Origin of the sequence: Oligoflexus sp. (assembly GCF_035638955.1) — a bacterium.
Classification (GTDB): Bacteria; Bdellovibrionota_B; Oligoflexia; order Oligoflexales; family Oligoflexaceae; genus Oligoflexus.
The window spans coordinates 1-20,498 of the sequence record NZ_DASQYZ010000061.1 but is presented as its reverse complement, the minus strand read 5'-3'; the positions used below and the strand labels follow the sequence as shown (position 1 = coordinate 20,498).

The window sequence follows — 20,498 nt, the reverse complement described above, 5'->3', positions numbered from 1 at the left end:
GAGCTCTTTACGTTTCATTCCATCTTTCAGTCGGAACCTGTACGTCAGCAGCATCCTTGCCTCCGACGGATCTTTTACCATAATTTTAAATAGGAAAGCACAAGATTATCTCCGATCTGGGAGATGGCAACAGCCTTGTATTTCCTGCCAAGCCCGTCTGATACCTCGCAGGCTCGGGACAGGCTATGGCTGGAGTATTACGGGCTGATCCGATAAAAAAAGATCCCCCGGGGAGCAGGGGACCTCTAAGACAGTAGTATCACAACAAACGTATGTGAGCCCACATCCGGTTGCCCATACCTCAGATCAGAAGGTCGTTGTCAGCTCCTTTGGCCGCACCTATGAAACGATAGATGGGTTCAAAGCTGGAGAACCTGAGCGGTGACGCCAGTTGTTTTTGCTGCGCGCCGACACCGGCCGGCACATTCACAAACATCTGGCGAGCCTGAAATTGCGGATGGCGGATCACCTGGTCCAGACTCAGGACCGGTTCCACACACACATCGAGCTTCGTGAAAATTTGCAGCCACGTTTCGAGCGTTTTCAGCTGAATGCGGGCCTGGATTTCAATGCGCATGCGCATCAGATAATCAGGTCGGGTCAAATCCCCTTGCAGGAGATCAAGCCCATCGATCGCCTCCAAAAAACCACGCAAAAACTTCGGTTCCAAGCCACCCACACTCAGGTATTTGCCGTCACTGGTTTTATAATAACCATAGAACGACCCACCATTGAGCAGAGTGCCCTCCCATGTGGGATACTGCTCCGCGGCGAGGCTCATCGACATCCAAAGACCGGAGAGCATCAGACTGCTATCGGTGATGGAAATGTCCACAGCCTGACCTTCACCCGTTCGTTCCCGATGATACAAAGCGGTCAGAAGACCAAACAGCGTATGGAAGGATCCCGCCAGATCACAGACGGGGGCACCGTGAATCACAGGTCCCCCAGCCCGGGTTCCCGTCATCGCGGATAGGCCGCTGAGGGCTGCATAGTTAATGTCGTGACCCGCGCGGTCCGCATAAGGGCCTGTCTGGCCGTAACCCGTCAGCGAGCAGTAAATAAGACGAGGGTTGACGGCGGACAGGGTCTTGTAATCAAGACCCAGGCGCGCCATCACCCCCGGACGGAACTGCTCGACGACAACGTCGTAGTCCTGAATCAGGTCCATAATTTTTTTGCGCGCATCTTCATCTTTCAAATCCAAAACGATCGACTTCTTGGATCGATTCAGAAACGCATGGGTCGTGCTCACGCCTCGGACAAAGGGCGGCATGGTTCGGGTCATGTCCTCCCGGTCCGGCGCTTCCACGCGCAAAACATCAGCCCCCCAATCCGCAAGGTACATCGTGGCAAAGGGTCCCGGCAACAGCGTGGTGAAATCGAGAACCTTGAGATGGGCAAAGGGCTGCATCATGGACTCCTAGAGCTGCATCTGACGGGCAATGACCGTCTTCATGATTTCATTGGCACCGGCATAGATGCGGCCGATGCGAGCGTTCAGCCACATTCTGCTGATGGTATATTCCTTCATATAACCATAGCCGCCATGCAGCTGGAGGCACTCATCCATCACTTTGCAGGCCAGATCCGTGGTCCAGTACTTGGCACCGCAGGCCTGCTCAGGACTGACCGTACCATTGTTCTGTTCCTCGATCAGGCGATCGACATAAACCTGGGCGATATCGGTTTCCGTGGCCAATTCAGCCAGCTTAAACTGGGTGTTTTGAAAGGACGACACAGGTTTGCCAAAAACGTTCCGTTCCTTGACATACTTGATGGTCGTTTCGATCGCACTTCGACAGTTGGCAACTGCACCGACGGCCAGCGAGAGACGTTCCGTCGCAAGCTGGGCCATCAGGTACTTGAAGCCTTTGGTCGGGTCACCCAGAACATTGGTTTTCTTCACTTTAACGTTTTCGAAATAAAGTTCGGCCGTGTCCTGGGACAAAAGGCCGATCTTCTTCAGCGGTGTGCCGCGTTCCAGACCCAGATCCCCACGCTCGACGATGAAGATGCCCATCGCATGCGGATTACCAGGAACTGTTTTCGCAGCCACCAGAATGATATCGGAGTTGATACCATTGGAAATGAAAGTCTTCTGCCCATTCAGCACCCAATGATCCCCACGATCTTCAGCCGTGGTTTTCATCCCTGCCAAATCACTGCCAGCACCGGGTTCGGTCATTGCAACCGCCAGGATCCCTTCGCCGCTGACGATTTTAGGAACGAGGCGTCTTTTCTGTTCCTCGTTGCCATAGGTCAAAATATAAGGGGCGCAGATCGTATTGTGCAGACCCAGCATCAGACCGAATTCGTTATAATAGGCCAGCTCCTCGAGCATGATGGCTTCATAACGGAAATCATGGATACCGAGCCCGCCGTACTCTTCCGGCGCCTGGGGAACGAGGAAACCCTGCTCCCCGCATTTGGCATAAACTTCACGTGGGATAATCCCGGCCGCTTCCCACTCTTCCTGATAGGGAAGCACTTCCTTATGCAGGAACTTGCGGAAACTTTCCCGGAACATCTCATGTTCGTTGTTATAGATCGTGCGCTTGGTAAACATCATTGGCCCCTGTGACTAAAAATTTTCGTTGCGTTCAGATTTCTCAATGAGCAGCCCGGGCGGCGTGAAGCGATCACCGTAGCGTTCCGCCAGCTCACGTGCGCGCATGGTAAAGGCACGCACGCCATAGCTATTGATAAACTGCAGTGTCCCGCCGCTCCAGGGCGCGAAGCCAAAACCAAAGATCGAGCCAAGATTGGCGTCCGCCACCGACATCAGCACCTTTTCTTCATAGATGCGGACGGTTTCCAGCGCCTGAATGAAAAGGAGTCGGTCCTTCAGGTCCTGGAACGGCAGCGGTGATCCCTGGTAAAGGCTGCTCAATTGAGGCCAAAGATATTTCTTCCCATCTTTCGGATATTCATAAAATCCAGCGCCGGCGGCCTTGCCCTTGCGCTTGAATTCATGAAGCATTCGGTCAACCACAGCAAAAGCTGGATGCTGGGGTGCAGGCTTGCCCTGTTTGGCAAGGTCGGCTTCGGTGGCTTTGCGCACCAGATCAAAGAGCGAGAGACTGACTTCATCCGAGACCGCCAAAGGTCCCACCGGCATACCGGCCTGCAAAGCGGCGCGTTCGATGGCCATCGGAGCCTGACCTTCACCCAGCATGGCGATGCCTTCCTGGGTAAAGAGACCGAACACGCGAGAGGTATAAAACCCGCGGCTATCGTTCACCACGATGGGGATCTTGTCAATCTGACGAACGAAATCGAAACTGCGGGCCAGCGTTTCCGGCGAAGTTTCTGCACCCAGAATAATTTCCACCAGCTGCATCTTGTCGACTGGCGAGAAGAAATGCAGACCGATGAATTGATTTTGATAAGCTGATGCTTTCGCGAGACTGGTGATCGGCAAAGTCGAGGTGTTCGAAGCCATGATTGCGTTTTTGGGCAAAACGGAGACCGTTTTTTCGGTGACATCGCGTTTGACCTGACGGTCTTCAAACACAGCCTCAATCACGAGCTCACAAGCCGCAAGGGACTCATACTGATCAACCGGCTTGATCCGCTCCAGGAAGGCTGCCTTGTCGCCTTCTGTGATTTGGCCCTTTTGCAGGCGGCCATCCAGAATTTTCGCTGAGTAGGCTTTGCCTTTTTCTGCGGCTTCGAGGCTGACGTCCTTCAGATAAACTTCAATGCCAACTTTCGCGGCCGCATAGGCGATACCTGCGCCCATCATGCCCGCGCCCAAAACACCGATCTTTTGAAATTTGTGTCGAGGGAAATCCTTGGGCCGACTTTCGCCAGCTTTGATGGCATTCAATTGGAACCAGAAGGTCGAGATCATATTCTTCGCAACCTGGCTGGTTGCGAGCTGGGCGAAATAACGGCTTTCAATGCGCAGCGCCGTATCCACATCCACATGCAAGGATTCCACAGCAGCTTCCAAAATGGCTTCTGGAGCGGGATAACAGCCTTTGGTTTTATCGAGCAGCATGGCCGGAACGATGGGCAGCATTTCAGCCAATTTTGGTGTTTTGGCGTTACCACCGGGAACCTTGTAACCGTCCTGATCAAAGATTTGCTTCGACGCAGGGTTGGCCAGAATCCACTGTCGGGCCTTCTCGTTCAACTCTTCCGTCGAAGAGGCCAGGCCATGCACAAGGCCCATTTTCAAAGCAGCGTCCGCAGTCAGCTGCTTGCCTTCCATCAGAAGCGGCATGCCCTGCTCCAGACCGAGCAAACGAATGGTTCGCACCACGCCGCCGCCACCAGGCAGGAGTCCCAGCGTCACTTCAGGCAAACCAACACGAACCTTGGGATCATTCAGCAGCAAACGGTGATGACAGGCCAGGGCGATTTCCCAACCGCCACCCATGGCGGTGCCATTGATCGCCGCCACAACCGGAACACCTAATGTTTCCAGTTTTCTGAGATCCGCCTTGATGCCTTCCACCATGGCAAAAATTTTGTCCGCATCTTCAGGTCCGACCTGAATCAATTCGTTCAGATCGCCACCCGCGAAAAACGTGGCCTTGGCCGAGGTCAGGAGGATGCCTTTGATGTTACTTTTGTCCGCAACAATCTGCTGCGTAACCGCACGCAGGGAATCGCGAAAGGCGGCATTCATGGTGTTAGCCGATTGACCCTGAGCATCAAAGGTGAGGGTGACAATCTGATTCGAATCTTTTTCCAAACGAATATCATTCATGACAATCCCTCATCCGATTCGTTCAAAGACAGTGGCGATACCCATACCGGCACCGATACAAAGGGTCACCACACCATAGCGCAGCTGACGACGGTCCAGCTCATCGAGCAGGGTTCCGGTCAGGATAGCGCCGGTGGCTCCCAGCGGGTGGCCCATGGCAATGGCCCCGCCGTTGACATTGATTTTTTCCATCGGCACGCCGGTTTCTTTTTGAAATTTCAAAACCACCGAAGCAAAGGCTTCGTTGACTTCGAAGAGATCGATATCGCTAAAATCCAGATTGGCTTTTTTCAGAGCCAGACGTGTGGCAGGAGCCGGGCCGGTCAGCATAATGGTCGGTTCGGAACCAACCGCTGCTGTGGCGAGAATACGCGCGCGAGGCGCGAGGCCCAGTTTATCACCGATCTGTTGACTGCCGACCAGAACCGCCGCAGCACCGTCACTGATACCCGAGGAATTGCCTGCGGTATGCACATGGTTGAGGCGCTCGACGGCGGGATATTTTTGATAGGCGACGGTGTTAAAACCCATCTCGCCCATTTTGGTAAAGGAAGCCTTCAGTTGATTCAAAGCGGCAAGATTGGTTTCCGCCCGGATCATTTCATTGCGGTCCAGGATCAAAAGCCCATTCTGATCCACAACAGGAACCTGGGACTTCTTAAAATAACCTTCCTTCTCAGCCCGTGCGGCCTTGATATGCGACTGCAAGGCAAACTCATCCACGGCGTCGCGGCTGAAACCTTCCAGAGTGGCAATCAGATCAGCGCCCAAACCCTGCGGCATAAAACCCGCATGTAGGTTGGTCTCGGGATCCTGAGCCCACGCACCGCCATCCATTCCCATCGGAACGCGCGACATCGATTCCACACCACCGGCCACCACAAGGTCTTCATAACCTGAAGCTACCTTGGCCGCGGCGAGATTGATGGCCTCCAAACCCGAGGCACAGAAACGGTTCAAGGTCACACCCGCGACCACTTCATTCCAATCCGCGAGCATTGCGGCGGATTTTGCGATGTTCATGCCCTGCTCACCCACCGCAGTGACACAACCCATCACCACATCCGACACCAGACTGGTGTCGAGGTTATTGCGCTTTTGCAAGGCTTTGAGCTGCTGGGACAAGAGACTGATGGGCTTGACTTCATAGAGTGTCCCATCCGCTTTGCCCTTGCCCCTTGGAGTTCGAACGGCATCATAGATATAGGCATGTCCAGTCATTGATACTCCCTGTCTGGCTGTCTTTGAGCGTGCATTAGCTCGAACTCTAGGGAGAATCGCAGATCTTGACAATGGCAGGAGCGATCACTTTAATTGGCAGAAGTGTTCAAATTACCGACGAATCAACCCATGTCAGTGCGACTTTGAGGCTTCTGACGGTAGGCCTGTGGTGTCAAACCGGTCCATTTTTTGAAAGCCCGGTGAAAGGTCGAGGATTCGGAATAGCCGGTGGCGGCCGCGATGGCATCGATGCTTTTGTGGGTTTGATTCAGGAAATAAAGGGAACGCTGCTTGCGAATGGACTCACGGAGGTCATGAAAATTCTGGCCTTCCTCACGCAACTTGCGGCGCAGGGAGGAGGGGCTGATGCCAAAGTCCCGGGCAAAGGCTTCAAGGCTCTTGTTGATCACGTCCTCATCATGCATGAAGGAATGCCGAATCCGAGCCGTATAACTATCTTCCTTGCGAAAATCGGTCAGGAAGCGATGCGTTTCCTTTTCCAGAAGTTCACGCAACTCCATGCGATCGTGTTTGATGTCCTCGCGCAAAAGATGTGCGGAGAAATGCAAACGGGAACAGGCCTGCCGGTAGCAGACGTCACCAGGAATCTTCCCTTCAAACGAATGCCCGCTTTCCTCGCGACCAAAGGCAAAGTCCACGCGTCCTGGAAGAATGGGTTTATCGATCAGCCACGAGAATAATCGCATGAGCATGGCGAAGGTCGCTTCGGTAAAAAACCCGGGTGGACCCGCCAGCGGCTGGTGGATATGCAGCTCAATCACCGCATTATCCTGCTGACGTTTGAGGTGCAGACTGAAATCATCGGTGACGAGGCGGTAAAATCGATTGCAGGTTTTGATGGCCTGTTCCAGCTGTTCGCAATGAATGATGGCGTTGCACATCATGGCAAACGTGCCGAGCTTCAACCCATGCGCGGTGAAACCAAAACTTTCATCACGGGTCACCATCATCAGGTGGCGAATCAGACGTGAATACTGGGCCGTAGTGACAACAGCCGTCGGATCAGCCAGCAGCGTTTCATCGATCTGCGCACGCGCCAGGAGTGAGGAAACATTCTGCCGACCAAATTCCGTGGCCAGCAGAAACTTCACATAACGTATGGCAACCCAATCCTGTCGCGGCATAATCGATTCCTTAGGCTTCGGTCAGTTCAGGAACAGACGGAAAGCCTTGTCTTTGAAACGGCCCCAGGGTCCATAACGCAAAGGCACATCGATCAAAGTATTGTTGCGCACAATCGCCTTACGATGCGAAAAGGCTTCGAATCCATGGCGACCATGATAGGCGCCCATACCGCTTTCGCCCACGCCACCAAACGGTAGACCACGATTCCCAGCGTGCACCAGTACATCATTGATGCAACCTCCACCAAAGGAAATCGAACCGAGGATATCCTCCTGTTCAGACCGATCAGCCGTAAACAGATAAAGGGCCAAAGGCTTCTCACCAGCTTTGACGAAAGTCTTGGCGTCGGCCATGTTTTTGACCTTTAAAATAGGCAAAATAGGGCCAAAAATTTCTTCGCGCATGGCTGCCGCTGAACGATCCTCGGCGGCGACCAGCGTGGGTTCGATCAGCAGGGCTTCAGCATCGCTACGGCCGCCATGAATCACCGAGCCTGGGGTCAGCATTTTTTGCAGGCGCAGAAAATGCCGCTGATTGATGATGCGGGGCAGCTGAGCATGGTTCAAGGGCTCGCTGCCGAAACGCAACAGAATTTCCTCGCGTAACGTGGCCACCAGAGCATCATGAATACTTTCGTCAGCCAGGATATAATCCGGAGCCAAACAGGTTTGACCCGCATTCAAAAATTTTCCCCACACGATGCGACGGGCCGCAACACTCAGGTCTGCCGTTCGGCTGACCAGACATGGGCTCTTGCCACCCAGTTCCAGGATGCAAGGCGTCAGGTGTTTCGCAGCGGCCTGAGCCACCGAGCGTCCCACTTCCGTGCCACCGGTGAAACAAATCAAATCCCAGCGTTCGGCCAGGAGCATACGACTCATCTCAACGCCGCCTTCCAGCACCGTGACGAGTTCCGGGGGGAAGGTATCCTGCAGCATTTCACGGATCGCCGCGGACATGGCCGGTGCCAGTTCCGAAGGCTTCAGAACCACGACATTGCCCGCGGCAAGTGCAGCCACCAGCGGCGTGATATTCAGCAGCAAAGGATAATTCCATGGACTCAGAATCAGACAACGACCCAAGGGTTCGCGACGAATTTCAGACCGCGCGGGTGCCAGTGCCATGGGTGTGGCCGAACGTTCCGGTTTCATCCAACCGCGCAGGTGCTGAAGGGCATGCCGAATTTCAGCCAGAGTCACGCCGATTTCGGCAAAATAAGCCTCGGTCGCTGATTTGCGCAAATCCTTGGCAAAGGCCTGAATAAGATTGCCTTCATGTTTTTCCACGGCCTTGCGCAGTTTGAACAGCTGAGCGCGACGAAACTCTTCGCTCAGGGTCATCCCGCTGGCAAAAAATTGATCCTGCCGCCGCATGATGTTGAGCACTTCCTGGGTATCCACGATACTTTGGGGCAAGGTGGGAATGACCGATACAACCGTTGATTCGAGCGCTTTGGTTGGGACGTCGAACATCGCTCTGGCTCCTTCTTGCTCTGCATAAGACAGGAAGACATATTATGAGAAATTGCGCTAACTATAGCACCGTAGACTTACGTGGCAAGATATATTCCTGCAAACGCCAGGACCTTCCATGGGAGCGCCCCACGGAATCCACGCAAAACGCGGGGTTACGCAGGGGCCGTACTCCGCATGGGCTTGATGTACTCAGGGTGTATGAGGAGGATTAACCAGCGGTCCGGAGACGCAGCCAGTTGCGACTGCTACGGATGTCGTGCACGCGCTCGATCTCGCCAGTCAGAAAACATTGGAAGGCTTTACCGAATTTCAGCGGCTCCGAATACATCAGACCATGACCGCTGTGATCAAAAACCAAATGCTCGCTTTGGTCCCAGTTCTGATGCAGCCAGTCCGAGCCTTCCCAGGGAAAATAACGGGAATGACGACCGCTCATGATCAAACCAGGAATCTGTAGATTCGGAACACGGGCCCGCACATCGAAATCAGTTTCCAAAAGGAAACCGAAAATTTCATGCGTGAAGTCAGGATTCGGCAGCATGGGATCCAGGAGGCGGAGCGGCAGCGCCTCCACCATCTGCATGATCCACTTTTGGGGAAAGGCCTGCCTGACCATTTCATGAACCAGGGAACGATAAAAGGCCCCGGCATCGGATGATTTTTGCCCCCAAAGATCGATCAGAACCTTGGCCTGCTCAATCAACTGCGGATTGAAGCCATTCGACCAATCGTTCGAATTATGAAACCGGGGACTCATTTCAATGTGCAGGTAACGCTCAATCCGCTCCTGCTGCCGACGCAAGGTATATTCGAGGCCGACCAGGGCTCCCATGGAATAAGCGCAAAGCATGGCCTGATCGATCTTCAGGAAATCGAGGACATCATCCAGATCGTCACAAAGGGTATCAAGCACCCGGGAGCGATGCAGACCACCGGTCCCGGAGCGACCATGCCCGCGAAAGTCGGGCATGATGAAACGATAGGAATTGAGATAAGGAGCAATCAAGGGCAGCCAGTGCCGACTGTCCAACGCGAAACCGTGCAGCATGACAACAGGTTGACCACGACCCAGAACGCGGACAAAGACAGTACTTCCGTCCCGCATTGTGACTATTGGCATGGCAAAGTCCTCGCGATGTTTGGCTGTATTCCCTCATCATAATGCGCAAGACGAAAGAAATCGAGAACTTCCTGCAAAAACCATGCTTTTATTTCGCGAACGTTGAAACCCGCACACGCTGTCCGTTCAAAATCGCATTGCCGGAAAACACATCCACCTGACGATCGTCCATAATATCGTTCAAGCTTACACCCGGTGATTTGCGGGCCAAAGTCAGCCGCACATCGCTCCGATCATGGCCCCAGCCGTGAGGGATGCTGACGACACCCGGCATGATGCGATCGCTGATCATGACCGGGAGCTCGATCGAGCCGATGTCACTCGAAACCTGCACCTGACTTCCATCCACAATGCTCCGACGGACGGCATCTTCCTTGTTCATGATCAGATAGCACTGATTCTTGCTGCGCGCGAGGCTGGGCAGGTTGTGCATCCAGGAATTGTTGCTCTTCAGGTTGCGACGACCGATCAGCAGGAAATCCTCGGGATGAGGGTTGCGGGACTGCCGCCAAGCGGGATCCGCCCGAAACACCTGCCAGGCTTCCAGCAAAGGCTGAGGGCAAAGGTCAACGCGTTTATCCTTGGTATAAAGTCTTTGAGGAAGACTCGGTTGAAGGGGCCCCAGATCGATGCCGTCGGGATTTTGCTTCAGCTGTTTCAGGCTGATCCCTGTTTTCCGGTAAGGCCCGATGCGCAGACCCAGATCCACCAGCCGTTCCATGCCCATGGCCTGCAAGGATTTTTTCATCAGAAATTTTCTGGAACGATCGATGACGCTGTCCTTATAACCAATCCGTGCCCAAAGTTCGAGCAGGATCTCCCAGTCCTCACGACTGTCCTTGGGCGACCTCACGACTGCAGGTGAAAAACGGGCGATGTTGCGCGCAGCCAGCGCATTGAAAATCAAATCGTAATGACTATGCTCCAGGGACGATGTCGGCGGCAGAATATAATCCGCCCGCGCTGTGGTCTCGTTCTGATAGAAATCGATGGCGACCTGCAAATCAAGCTGATCCATGGCTTTTTCAAGTTTACGACCATTGGGCGTACTGATCACCGGATTGCCGGCAATGGTGATCAGGGCCTTGATCTGGCCTTCACCTGGAGTCAGAATTTCATCGGCCAGCGTTGCGACCGGCATTTCTCCACCGAATTCAGGCAGCTGATGCACTCGACTTTTACGCCGACGGAAACTGCCGCGACTGCCCATCCGGGCGGCCAGCTCCACCACATCAAAGGCCGGCTTGGTAAAGAGCGCGCCGCCACGCTTATCAAAATTGCCGGTCAGAATATTGATCAAGTTGATGAGCCACTGGCACACAGCTCCATAAGCCTGGGTTGACACGCCCATGCGTCCGTAACAGACCGCCGGTTCGTACGTTTGCAGATCCTGCGCCACCTGTTCGATGATCTCGCGGTTCACACCCGTAATCGTGCTCACCTGATCAAGATCCACATCCTGAAAGAGAGCTTCCAGCTGCACGAGTCCTTTGATCACGGAATGAAGGTGTCCCGGTCGCACCGCTTTCCGATCAAAGAGCAGCTTGACGATTCCAGCCAACAAAAAGGCATCCGTCCCAGGTCGAATGAAATAATGTTCCGAAACCAGGGATGCGGTCTCCGTATAGCGAGGATCGAACAGCACAACCTTGCCGTTGCGATGCTGAATCGCTTTCAATCGTGTCGAGAGGCCAGCCGATGATAGAAGGCTGCCATTGGAAACGGCAGGGTTGGCGCCAAACATCAGCATATAACGCGTGTGATCCACATCCGCGATCGGCAGCAGAAGTTGATGACCGAACATCAGATAACTCACCAGCATATGCGGTAGCTGGTCCACGGACGTGGCTGAATATTTATTATGCGAGCGAATCCCGCGCAGAAAAACTGGGAGCATAATCAGATTGCCGAAGTTATGCGTGTTGGGGTTGCCGGCATAGGTGGCTATCGACGAACGCCCGTACTTTTTCTGCAGCTGATTGATCTTATCCGCGATTTCTTGGAAGGCCTGATCCCAGCCGATGGGTTGAAAGCTGCCGTCCACTTTTTTCAAAGGTTGACGCACCCGATCCGGGTCCTGCCAAAGGTCTTTCAAGCCCTGTGATTTAGGGCAAAACGCCCCCTGACTGAAGACATCATCCTTGTTGGCGCGAATGGTCATCGAGAGATCTTCCGCCTGCTCGATGGTCAGGCCACACATGGCCTCGCAGAGATTGCACACCCGTTTAACGCTCTGTGACATGTTGGTCCCTCCAGGAAATGTGCCTGAATCTTGCCACATGTCGGGTGAATTTCAAGGAAATACCAAACGTGATCTTACCAGGCAAAACCGTTCCGTCTCCTTTTTTCCGGGGTTTTGCTAGACTGGAAACTGGAGCAAAGCAGACATGGAAGATCTCTCTAAACCGTTCTCGATACCGCAAATCGACCTCTACCGGGACCTCGATTGGGGCGCCGAGCAACTTCTTACGATCTTTCTCTTCCGAACCTTCACCAAAGAGCAAAGAAGGCGCATCTGGAGCATGGGCAGTATCCAGGTGATCAAGAAATCCGCCCATGCGGTGATCGAAGGCGAACCGTCGCGCGGACTTTTCCTTATACTCGGCGGACAACTGTCCGTTTACAAGCGCGACAGTCTCACGGGTGATGCGCACCGTTTGGCCACGTTAAAATCCGGCGACAGCTTTGGGGAATTAAGTTTATTCGATCAGGCGCCCCGCTCCGCGACTGTTTCGGCGGATGCCCAGGCCTATCTTTTCACGCTGGAAGCGACCCTGTTCGAATCGTTTTTGGACCGTGAGGGGGATTTAACCAAGGCTCAGTTCTATCGAAACTGTGCTACGGTTCTGAGTGAGAAGTTTCGGGTTTTGAATTCGGATTATATCAGCTCGCAGCAGTTGCTTTGGAAATACGCCCTGCGCAAGACGAAGGACTAAAGACGTGCCGACTCCCATGAAAAAAATAAATTTGGACTTCAGTCGATACGATGGTGTGGATCCCCATTCGGAGACCTTGAGCAGCAAGGAAGAACGCGGTGCGCTTCTCGTTCTTAGCGGCGGCGGTTATCGATACGATCGGCCTTGGCTTTACTACCTGACCAACCTGCACCTGGAAGTGGGGCACTCAGCCACCTGCATCGGCTACAAACCCGACTTCATCAGTGAACCTAATAAAAGACCCATCCTGCGCCGCGCCGTAACCCGCCTCTGTACCGACTGGGCTCAGCAGACCGGTCAGCAGAAGCAGACCATTGCCGCCTTTTCGTACGGCAATAGCATCCTGGCGGAGGCGTTGAACTCAGGATTCACGCTCAGCCCGAACAACCTTATCATTTCTCTAAGTCCCCAACTCCAACTCGACGAAGTTTTCCAGCGTCTACGCAAATTCCCGGAATCGACCGTATTCGTGATCGGTGAGGAAGATTCCTGTGCCCCCCGCGATCGCGTGGATACCTTGCGCAAAGACGGCTATCGCATCTGGATGGTTCCGAAAGCGGATCATGGGCTCGACGATCCGCACAGCGTTCGTCGCAGTATCGATAGCATACGCGGGTTCTTTGATTGGCTCAGACCCTTGATCTAAAACAACGCATCCACATCCGCCTTCGTCGTATCAAACGACGTCACAAAACGATGCAAGGGGCCATCCCACGCATAGGCTCGGGCTTTTTCCTGCATATGTTTCGCAAGAGTCGTGGGAAGGATGGCGAAGACCTCATTCGCCTGAGTCGGATAAGGGATCTCGCAGTCTTGCAGTTGACTGAGGCGTTGCCGAAGATAAAGCGCCATCGTGTTGGCCTGGGTCGCGTTTTTCTTCCAAAGTTGATCCTGGAGATACGGTAGAAACTGGCAGGAAAGATAACGCATCTTGGACGCCAGCTGCATGCTTTGCTTCCGAATGAAAGCAAAGGACGGCGCCAGATCAGGTTTCAGGAACACTAAAGCTTCCGCGCACAGCAGCCCATTTTTAGTCCCACCAAAACTTACAGCATCCACACCAACCGCGGTTGTAACATCGGACAGATCACAGTTCAAATAAACCGCAGCATTCGCCAGCCGCGCCCCATCCATATGCACCAGCATGCCTCGCTTATGAGCGAGGTCCGTCAGAGCCCGCAGTTCATTCAAGCTATAAACTGTTCCCAGCTCAGTCGCCTGGGTAAGGCTCACCAACCGAGGCAGCACGCGATGGGGATCGTTGGGATTGATGCGCAGACGTTCGATCACATCGAGCGTGAGCTTGCCTTGCACGGGAGGAAAACTTAAAATCTTGTTCCCGGAGATATACTCAGGCGCTCCGCATTCATCTTCATTCAGGTGGGCACAGGACGTTGCGACAACCGCCTCATAAGGTCGACAAAGGCCACGAATGGCCAGAGTATTGGCGGCTGTACCCGTGAAGACAAAAAACACTTCACAGTCGGGCCCAAAGGTCTGACGAAAAAGTTTGCGAGCAGCCTCGGTTACGGCATCGGCACCGTATGCGGGCTGATGACCGGTATTGGCTTCCTGAATGGCGGTTAGGACTGTGGGGTGAACACCCGAATGATTATCACTGCCAAAACTTTTCATGAATTTCTCGTCCTTGCCGACGCGGGCTTAGCCGAAGCGTCATGCCCGGCTCTCTTCCACGTCATCAGCGGACTTATCTTATAGCGGGACTGCGGCGCCGGTTCAAAGAAAAAGGCAGATGAACGCGTGCAAAAACTAGCGCGCGCAACGGGGCGAGAAGTTATCGATACCAAAGCCAATCCCTAGGTTACCTGTGGGATTAAATCCAAAGATATGCAGCTTCCTGATACTGCTGGAGCCATCCGGACTCCGGACCACGAATCGACTCAACTGACCGTCGCGGGCTCCTATCGTCGCGGCCTGGACCTGAACTTCATCGACCGTCTGATTTTGACTGTTAAGCGCGCGGATGACATACGTTTCCGAAAAGTCGATATCCACCAGATCCATGCTCGCCTCTTTCACCGCTTTGTCATAGTCAATCACGAGTGTATCCGTGGATTCAGCCTGCTTATGCCGATCGGTGATAAAGAATTTACCGCCATTTTGATTCGGCGCAAGGAAGTTGGCGACGTTATTCGGCCCACCAAAGTAGCCAACCGGAGTGGCCTGATTATAGCCGGCGAGCACGCCGGGAGTCCCGCTCAAAGTCGTAAAGCGAATCCCGTGACTGTCTTTGAACTGATCCATAACCGCAACGCCGACTCCGCTGCGTTCACCTATACTTTCAAATTGAATCGGCGGCAACGCACAGTCTTCATTCCAGATCAGCACTAGGAGGCTGGGACACATTAAATGTGTCCCAGCCTCCTAGCGCCGACTCAGTCGCAGCGTAAGACCAGGCTCCACCACAAGTGTAATGAGAGGCTTGATTTGATAGCGTGCCTCCGCAACAGGTTCCATTTTGAAATGACGGAAAAGCGTGGCCAGAATAATTTGGGCTTCAAAACGAGCCAAATTCGATCCAATACAGGACCTTTGGCCCGCACCAAAAGGAAAGTAAGCGAAAGGATGCCGGCCTTTGGATTCTTCCGCGGAAAAGCGTTCCGGCCGGAACCCAGTTGGGTTGGACCAATACTTCGGATGCCGGTGCGTGAGATACTGCATGCAAAGAAAAGTGCTGCCCCGCCCAAATTTATAATTTTGATACGTGATCTCTTCGGTCGCTTCGCGTCCCACCGTCCAGGCGGCGGGATAAAGACGCATCGCTTCCGAAAACACCTGCTGGGTGTATTCAAGTTTCGGTACATCGGCAAGAGTCAGAGTATCGCTCGGCAACGCCGCATGTTCTCGAGCCAGGAGTTCGGCAGGACGGGGATTTTTAGCCAGCAGATCCAGTGCGAAGCTCAGGGAAATGGCCGTGGTCTCATGCCCGGCAAGCATCAAGGTGATGACCTCGTCCCGCAGGAGCTTATCATTCATGCCGGTTCCGGTTTCTTCATCGCGGCTTTGCAAATAGTGCGACAGCAGATCCTGATAACGATCCGGATGGGCTCTATGCTCCTCAATCAATTGATAGACGATTTGATCCAGATCCTTCATGGCCTTCGTCGCGCGCCGGTTGGAAGGCGTGGGGATAGCCAAGGGTGGAGTGAAAACTGAATAGAACAGAAGGTTGGAATAATGCTGCAATTCGGTCAGGGCGTTTTTAACGACACTGGCCTTGTCCTGCATATTGATCGAAAACAGAATACGCACGATAATGGTGAACGTCAGACGCGACATTTCATCGGAAATATTCACCAGCGGATTGGTCTTGATCCGCTCACTCAGTTCCTCGACCAGCTTGAGGGATTCCTCCTGAATGATATCAAAAAAACCATGCATCGCTTTCTGATGAAACGCCGGGGTTGCAAGGCGCCTTTGGGTCCGCCACAGATCGCCGTAACTGGTCAAAAGACCATCACCAAGCAGCAGTTTCAACCGGCGATAACCCAGGGATTTACGATTGGTTTTTTCAGTGTTCAGGAGGATCCGACCGATCAGATCCGGATCGGTGATCAAATAAATGCGCGCCAGGGCAAAAGGCAAACGAACAATATCACCGTGATCCTTGTGCATGCGAGTCAGAAAATCGAGCGGATCACGGCTCATTTCCCGCATAAATTCCAGGGGCGAGGTGCGGGTGGGACCGGGAACAAAATCGGGAGCCTGGGGACGAACAAGATTCAGCCAGCGTTCTGCTATCATCTGTGACCTCCGTTTAGCCCCGCTTGAGATCCACTCCTGCAATCACCTGCTGGGCCGCTTCAGTCGGGGACATGATGCCCTGAGCGACCTTGCCTTTCAACTTCTGTATATCTTTCTTAAAGCTTCGATCCTGCCACAGAAGGTCCATCAGCTGGCCCTGCAGCTCGGACTCGAACCACTCCTCCCGCTGCGCCTGCCTTCGCTTCTGCAAACGCCCATCGGCCTGCAGGGTCTGCAGATTCCCGAGCAGCGTATCATAAACCTCACGCAAGCCCTTTTTTTCCAGAGCGCTGCAGAGCATCACCCGGACCGGCATACGATCAGGATCAGGCTGCATATAATGTAAGGCCATTTCATGATCGACAAGAGCCCGGCGGGCCGCCTGCTCAAAGGCACCATCGGCTTTGGTCACCACCACAAGATCGGCGAGTTCCAAAATACCTTTTTTAATGCCCTGCAGCTGATCACCCGCATTGGGCAGCTGCAAAAAGAGAAAGGCATCCACCATGGAACACACTAAAGTTTCCGACTGCCCCACGCCTACGGTTTCAATAATAATGGTGTCATAACCCGCGGCTTCGCACAGCAGGACACACTCCCGCGTACGCCGTGCCACACCACCGAGTGACAGTCCCGAAGGCGACGGTCGAATGAAGCAGCGCGGGTCCACGGAAAGCTCTTCCATGCGGGTTTTATCGCCTAAAATACTGCCATGTGACCTTGGTGAACTCGGATCGATTGCGAGCACCGCAAGCTTATGACCTTGGTCCAGAAAGAAACGGCCCATGGCTTCGATAAAGGTCGATTTCCCAACACCAGGTGAACCCGTGATACCGATGCGCGTGGCACGACCCGTTCGCGGATAGAGGGCGGATAAAAGTTTGCCAGCTAAAAGCCGATGATCCGCACGTCGACTCTCGATCAGGGTCAAAGCCTTGGCCAACCCACGCCGATCACCCGATACCAGCGCTGTTTCAAGAGCCTGGATATCGATGGTCATCCCTTCCTCATCCGCTTGATGGCTTCCAATGTTTCCACCGCGGCTGTGGGCACCGGTGTACCAGGACCAAACACAGCGGCCGCTCCGCTTTGAAAGAGGAATTCATAATCCTGCTGGGGAATAATGCCGCCCACGACCACGGCGATATCAGTGGAACCTTCCTGCTTGAGCAGCTCAATCAATCGCGGCACCAGTGTCTTATGCGCAGCGGCCTGCGAGGATATACCGATCACATGCACATCGTTTTCGATCGCCTGCTTCACGGCTTCTTCAGGGGTTTGAAATAAAGGACCGATGTCGACATCAAAACCCAGATCGGCAAACCCGGTGGCAATGACCTTGGCGCCGCGGTCGTGTCCGTCCTGACCCAGCTTGGCAATCAGAATACGTGGCTGACGCCCTTCCTGATCGGCAAATGCAGCAATGAGCTTACGGGCATCATCAAAATCAGATTTCATCTTATACTCCGCTGCATAAACCGCGCTGACGGATTGAATCGGTGCCCGATGCTCGCCAAAGACGCGGCGCATGGCGTCCGAAACTTCACCAACGGTGGCCCGGGCGCGCATGCAATCCAAGGCCAGTTCCAAAAGATTGCCATTGGCTCGGGCTCCAGCTTCCAAAGCTTCCAGCGTGGTCTTGACCCGCGCTGCATCCCGCGATTGGCGAATGGCCTGCAATCGCGCGACCTGCTGTTCCCGCACCTTGGTGTTGTCGACATCACGAACTTCGAATTTCGATTCTTCCTTGGTCTGATATTTGTTCACACCCACGATCACATCCTGTCCGGAATCGATACGCGCCTGTTTACGCGCTGCGGCTTCCTCGATCTTCAGCTTCGGCAGGCCCTGCTGAATGGCCTTGACCATGCCGCCGGCTTCTTCCACTTCCCGCAGAATCCGTTCGGCCTCATTCATGAGGTTTTGGGTCAGGGACTCCATGAAGTAGCTGCCACCGAAAGGATCGACGACGTGACAGATATCCGTCTCTTCCTGGATAATGAGCTGCGTGTTACGGGCCAACCGAGCCGAAAAATTCGACGGCAGACTCACCGCTTCGTCAAAGGAATTGGTGTGCAGCGATTGGGTTCCACCAAAGACGGAAGCCATCGCTTCAATCGTGGTGCGGATGATATTGTTATAAGGATCCTGTTCGGTTAAAGAATAACCCGAAGTCTGGCAATGGGTGCGCAGCATCGAGGAGCGTGGATCCTTGGGTTCGAACTGCTGCATCAGCTTATACCAGAGCGTGCGCGCGGCTCGCAGCTTGGCCACTTCCATATAAAAATTCATGCCGATCGCAAAGAAGAACGAAAGCCGCGGCGCGAATTCGTCCACCTTTAATCCCCGCGCGATCGCGGCGCGCACATACTCAATCCCATCACCCAAGGTGAAGGCCAGCTCAATGGCGGAATTGGCGCCAGCTTCCTGCATGTGATAACCGCTGATACTGATGCTATTGAACCGCGGCATTCGACGCGCTGTGAAATCAATGATATCGCCGACAATGCGCATCGAAGGTTCGGGCGGATAAATATAGGTGTTCCGCACCATGTATTCTTTCAAAACATCATTCTGGATCGTGCCGGACAGCTGTTCAGGCTTCACGCCTTGCTCTTCTCCAGCCACGATATAGGCCGCCAGAATCGGAATCACGGCCCCATTCATGGTCATGGAAACCGACATTTTTTCGAGGGGGATTTGATCGAAGAGGACTTTCATATCCTCAACCGAATCGATGGCCACACCGGCCTTGCCCACATCCCCCGTCACGCGCGGATGATCCGAGTCGTAGCCGCGATGGGTCGCAAGGTCGAACGCGATGGAAAGACCCATCTGCCCCGCTGCCAAATTCTGTCGATAGAATTGGTTCGACTCCTCGGCCGTGGAAAACCCAGCATACTGGCGAATGGTCCAGGGCTTGACGGTGTACATCGTCGCGCGCGGGCCGCGGGTATAAGGCGCAAAACCCGGCACCGTGTCCAGCGATTCGATCCCTTCCAAATCCTTGGCGGTATAGAGGGCCTTGATCGGCACACCTTCCGGCGTCTGCCGGTTCAATGATTCAAGAGGATCGGAGCCAAGATCCTTGCGCGCGAGATTTTCCCAGGCGGAGAGATCCTTGCTGCCGGTGCGATAGGAAGTGCTCATGGATGTGTCCTTATGTCTGCCCTGCCCCAAAATGAAGCGTCCGCTGCCGCTTCCTCGCCTTCACGAAAGCTTGTTAAACAAGGTCCTGGGCAGCCGCTGGATTTTAGTGAAAAGCGTCCCAGCTGACCAGAGCTTTCATTTTCAACGGTTTGGATCGAATTGACGCAGACGAGCAATCCTGATCACGATTCGTCCATAGGGGTTGTAAAAAATTCGTGAAGACGAGGGGAATTGCAAAAACCCATAAAGACTAGGTAAAAACGCTGAACTCCCAGGCTTTGACCTTCCCATTTGTATGAGGATCTTGTAAGAAGGATGCCGCTCTAATCATCCGTTCCAGTTAGAAGGAAAGTCTGATGCCTCAGTATCAACGTTTTCGTATTTTGCAGAGGATCCGGCCAGCACAGAGCTGGCTCATCATTTTACTAAGCTGTTTTGTTCTAGTCGGAACATTCAGTGACGCCTTGGCTCAGATGACCTCGGCGAGTTATCGCGGAACTGTCGTGGATAGCGAAGGTAAACCCGTAGCCGACGCTGAAGTTGTCCTTGAATTCCCGGCCGCCCAGGTGCGTAAACAGGCTGTCTCCACCACCAACGGCCAGTTTGCTTTTACCGGTCTTCGCGTTGGCGGACCCTACACGCTCAAAGCCTCGAAAGCCGGCCTGCAGAACATCACTCGTGATGGCATTCAACTCAATGCCGGTAACAACACGGGTGATATCATCACGCTCGGCAAAACGGAGGTGATGAAGGTCACCGCGGCACGCGAGATGCAAACGTCTTCAAAGTCATCTTTCTTCAGCGGCGATATCCGCAATGCGCCTTCCGTTCGCCAGGATATTAAGGATATTATTCGTCGCGCCCCTGACGTGGTGGTGGATAACGGCCGCCTGAGCGTCGGCGGTGCCAACAATCGTTTCAACAGCATCACCATCGACGGTATGCGGCAGGACGATTCCTTTGGG

General features: G+C 53.9%; 16 protein-coding genes. 3 read left to right on the top strand and 13 right to left on the bottom strand.

Annotated elements, in window-relative coordinates; translation table 11 throughout:
* Positions 1-301 precede the first annotated feature (301 nt).
* The 8 genes from VE954_RS06445 to VE954_RS06410 form a co-directional block, all read right to left on the bottom strand.
* Positions 302-1,417: a CaiB/BaiF CoA-transferase family protein gene (locus VE954_RS06445; protein WP_324950848.1), complete on the bottom strand. Its 1,116-nt coding sequence runs from the start codon at positions 1,415-1,417 to the stop codon at positions 302-304.
* Between the two features lie 6 nt (positions 1,418-1,423).
* Positions 1,424-2,569 (bottom strand): acyl-CoA dehydrogenase family protein, encoded by a 1,146-nt coding sequence (locus VE954_RS06440; protein WP_349263802.1) that lies wholly within the window; start codon positions 2,567-2,569, stop codon positions 1,424-1,426.
* Positions 2,570-2,584: 15 nt separating this feature from the next.
* On the bottom strand, positions 2,585-4,720 hold the full coding sequence (locus VE954_RS06435; protein WP_324950844.1) for a 3-hydroxyacyl-CoA dehydrogenase NAD-binding domain-containing protein: 2,136 nt from the start codon (positions 4,718-4,720) through the stop codon (positions 2,585-2,587).
* A gap of 9 nt (positions 4,721-4,729) precedes the next feature.
* Positions 4,730-5,941 (bottom strand): acetyl-CoA C-acetyltransferase, encoded by a 1,212-nt coding sequence (locus VE954_RS06430; RefSeq protein ID WP_324950842.1) that lies wholly within the window; start codon positions 5,939-5,941, stop codon positions 4,730-4,732.
* A 122-nt stretch (positions 5,942-6,063) separates the two neighbouring features.
* A complete protein-coding gene (locus tag VE954_RS06425) occupies positions 6,064-7,086 on the bottom strand; it encodes an AraC family transcriptional regulator (RefSeq protein WP_324950840.1) in 1,023 nt (340 codons plus the stop codon).
* A 21-nt stretch (positions 7,087-7,107) separates the two neighbouring features.
* Positions 7,108-8,559 (bottom strand): aldehyde dehydrogenase family protein, encoded by a 1,452-nt coding sequence (locus VE954_RS06420; RefSeq protein ID WP_324950838.1) that lies wholly within the window; start codon positions 8,557-8,559, stop codon positions 7,108-7,110.
* 211 nt (positions 8,560-8,770) lie between these two features.
* Positions 8,771-9,682, bottom strand: coding sequence for an alpha/beta hydrolase (locus tag VE954_RS06415; protein WP_324950836.1), 912 nt, complete (start codon positions 9,680-9,682; stop codon positions 8,771-8,773).
* Positions 9,683-9,770: 88 nt separating this feature from the next.
* On the bottom strand, positions 9,771-11,924 hold the full coding sequence (locus tag VE954_RS06410; protein WP_324950834.1) for a molybdopterin-dependent oxidoreductase: 2,154 nt from the start codon (positions 11,922-11,924) through the stop codon (positions 9,771-9,773).
* A gap of 145 nt (positions 11,925-12,069) precedes the next feature.
* On the opposite strand from VE954_RS06410, the gene VE954_RS06405 reads away from it, so the two are divergent.
* Both VE954_RS06405 and VE954_RS06400 read left to right on the top strand, forming a co-directional pair.
* Positions 12,070-12,618, top strand: a complete 549-nt coding sequence (locus VE954_RS06405) for a cyclic nucleotide-binding domain-containing protein (RefSeq protein WP_324950832.1) — start codon at positions 12,070-12,072, stop codon at positions 12,616-12,618.
* Between the two features lie 16 nt (positions 12,619-12,634).
* Positions 12,635-13,264 carry a hypothetical protein gene (locus VE954_RS06400; RefSeq protein WP_324950830.1) on the top strand — a complete coding sequence of 210 codons (630 nt, stop codon included), beginning with the start codon at positions 12,635-12,637 and terminating at the stop codon, positions 13,262-13,264.
* Here the strand turns inward: VE954_RS06400 and VE954_RS06395 are convergent.
* The 5 genes from VE954_RS06395 to scpA form a co-directional block, all read right to left on the bottom strand.
* Positions 13,261-14,253, bottom strand: coding sequence for a low specificity L-threonine aldolase (locus tag VE954_RS06395; protein WP_324950828.1), 993 nt, complete (start codon positions 14,251-14,253; stop codon positions 13,261-13,263). The genes VE954_RS06400 and VE954_RS06395 overlap by 4 nt on opposite strands.
* Positions 14,254-14,388: 135 nt before the next feature.
* Positions 14,389-14,985: a hypothetical protein gene (locus tag VE954_RS06390; protein WP_324950826.1), complete on the bottom strand. Its 597-nt coding sequence runs from the start codon at positions 14,983-14,985 to the stop codon at positions 14,389-14,391.
* Between the two features lie 18 nt (positions 14,986-15,003).
* A complete protein-coding gene (locus VE954_RS06385; protein WP_324950824.1) occupies positions 15,004-16,383 on the bottom strand; it encodes a cytochrome P450 in 1,380 nt (459 codons plus the stop codon).
* A 13-nt stretch (positions 16,384-16,396) separates the two neighbouring features.
* Positions 16,397-17,383 carry a methylmalonyl Co-A mutase-associated GTPase MeaB gene (meaB, locus tag VE954_RS06380; protein ID WP_324950822.1) on the bottom strand — a complete coding sequence of 329 codons (987 nt, stop codon included), beginning with the start codon at positions 17,381-17,383 and terminating at the stop codon, positions 16,397-16,399.
* The gene (scpA, locus tag VE954_RS06375; protein ID WP_324950820.1) at positions 17,380-19,533 is read right to left on the bottom strand and encodes a methylmalonyl-CoA mutase; all 2,154 of its coding nucleotides are present in this window, start codon (positions 19,531-19,533) and stop codon (positions 17,380-17,382) included. Before scpA ends, meaB begins: the two co-directional genes overlap by 4 nt.
* A gap of 356 nt (positions 19,534-19,889) precedes the next feature.
* Here scpA and VE954_RS06370 point away from each other — a divergent pair.
* Positions 19,890-20,498 (top strand): carboxypeptidase-like regulatory domain-containing protein (locus tag VE954_RS06370; protein ID WP_324950818.1); only part of this gene is annotated, 609 nt, incomplete at its 3' end.

What these genes read in the sequence shown, in the direction of transcription:
- VE954_RS06445 (WP_324950848.1), bottom strand. Translation starts at nt 1,417, where the DNA reads ATGATGCAGCCCTTTGCCCATCTCAAGGTTCTCGATTTCACCACGCTG.
- VE954_RS06440 (WP_349263802.1), bottom strand. Translation starts at nt 2,569, where the DNA reads ATGTTTACCAAGCGCACGATCTATAACAACGAACATGAGATGTTCCGG.
- VE954_RS06435 (WP_324950844.1), bottom strand. Translation starts at nt 4,720, where the DNA reads ATGAATGATATTCGTTTGGAAAAAGATTCGAATCAGATTGTCACCCTC.
- VE954_RS06430 (WP_324950842.1), bottom strand. Translation starts at nt 5,941, where the DNA reads ATGACTGGACATGCCTATATCTATGATGCCGTTCGAACTCCAAGGGGC.
- VE954_RS06425 (WP_324950840.1), bottom strand. Translation starts at nt 7,086, where the DNA reads ATGCCGCGACAGGATTGGGTTGCCATACGTTATGTGAAGTTTCTGCTG.
- VE954_RS06420 (WP_324950838.1), bottom strand. Translation starts at nt 8,559, where the DNA reads ATGTTCGACGTCCCAACCAAAGCGCTCGAATCAACGGTTGTATCGGTC.
- VE954_RS06415 (WP_324950836.1), bottom strand. Translation starts at nt 9,682, where the DNA reads ATGCCAATAGTCACAATGCGGGACGGAAGTACTGTCTTTGTCCGCGTT.
- VE954_RS06410 (WP_324950834.1), bottom strand. Translation starts at nt 11,924, where the DNA reads ATGTCACAGAGCGTTAAACGGGTGTGCAATCTCTGCGAGGCCATGTGT.
- VE954_RS06405 (WP_324950832.1), top strand. Translation starts at nt 12,070, where the DNA reads ATGGAAGATCTCTCTAAACCGTTCTCGATACCGCAAATCGACCTCTAC.
- VE954_RS06400 (WP_324950830.1), top strand. Translation starts at nt 12,635, where the DNA reads ATGAAAAAAATAAATTTGGACTTCAGTCGATACGATGGTGTGGATCCC.
- VE954_RS06395 (WP_324950828.1), bottom strand. Translation starts at nt 14,253, where the DNA reads ATGAAAAGTTTTGGCAGTGATAATCATTCGGGTGTTCACCCCACAGTC.
- VE954_RS06390 (WP_324950826.1), bottom strand. Translation starts at nt 14,985, where the DNA reads ATGTGTCCCAGCCTCCTAGTGCTGATCTGGAATGAAGACTGTGCGTTG.
- VE954_RS06385 (WP_324950824.1), bottom strand. Translation starts at nt 16,383, where the DNA reads ATGATAGCAGAACGCTGGCTGAATCTTGTTCGTCCCCAGGCTCCCGAT.
- meaB (WP_324950822.1), bottom strand. Translation starts at nt 17,383, where the DNA reads ATGACCATCGATATCCAGGCTCTTGAAACAGCGCTGGTATCGGGTGAT.
- scpA (WP_324950820.1), bottom strand. Translation starts at nt 19,533, where the DNA reads ATGAGCACTTCCTATCGCACCGGCAGCAAGGATCTCTCCGCCTGGGAA.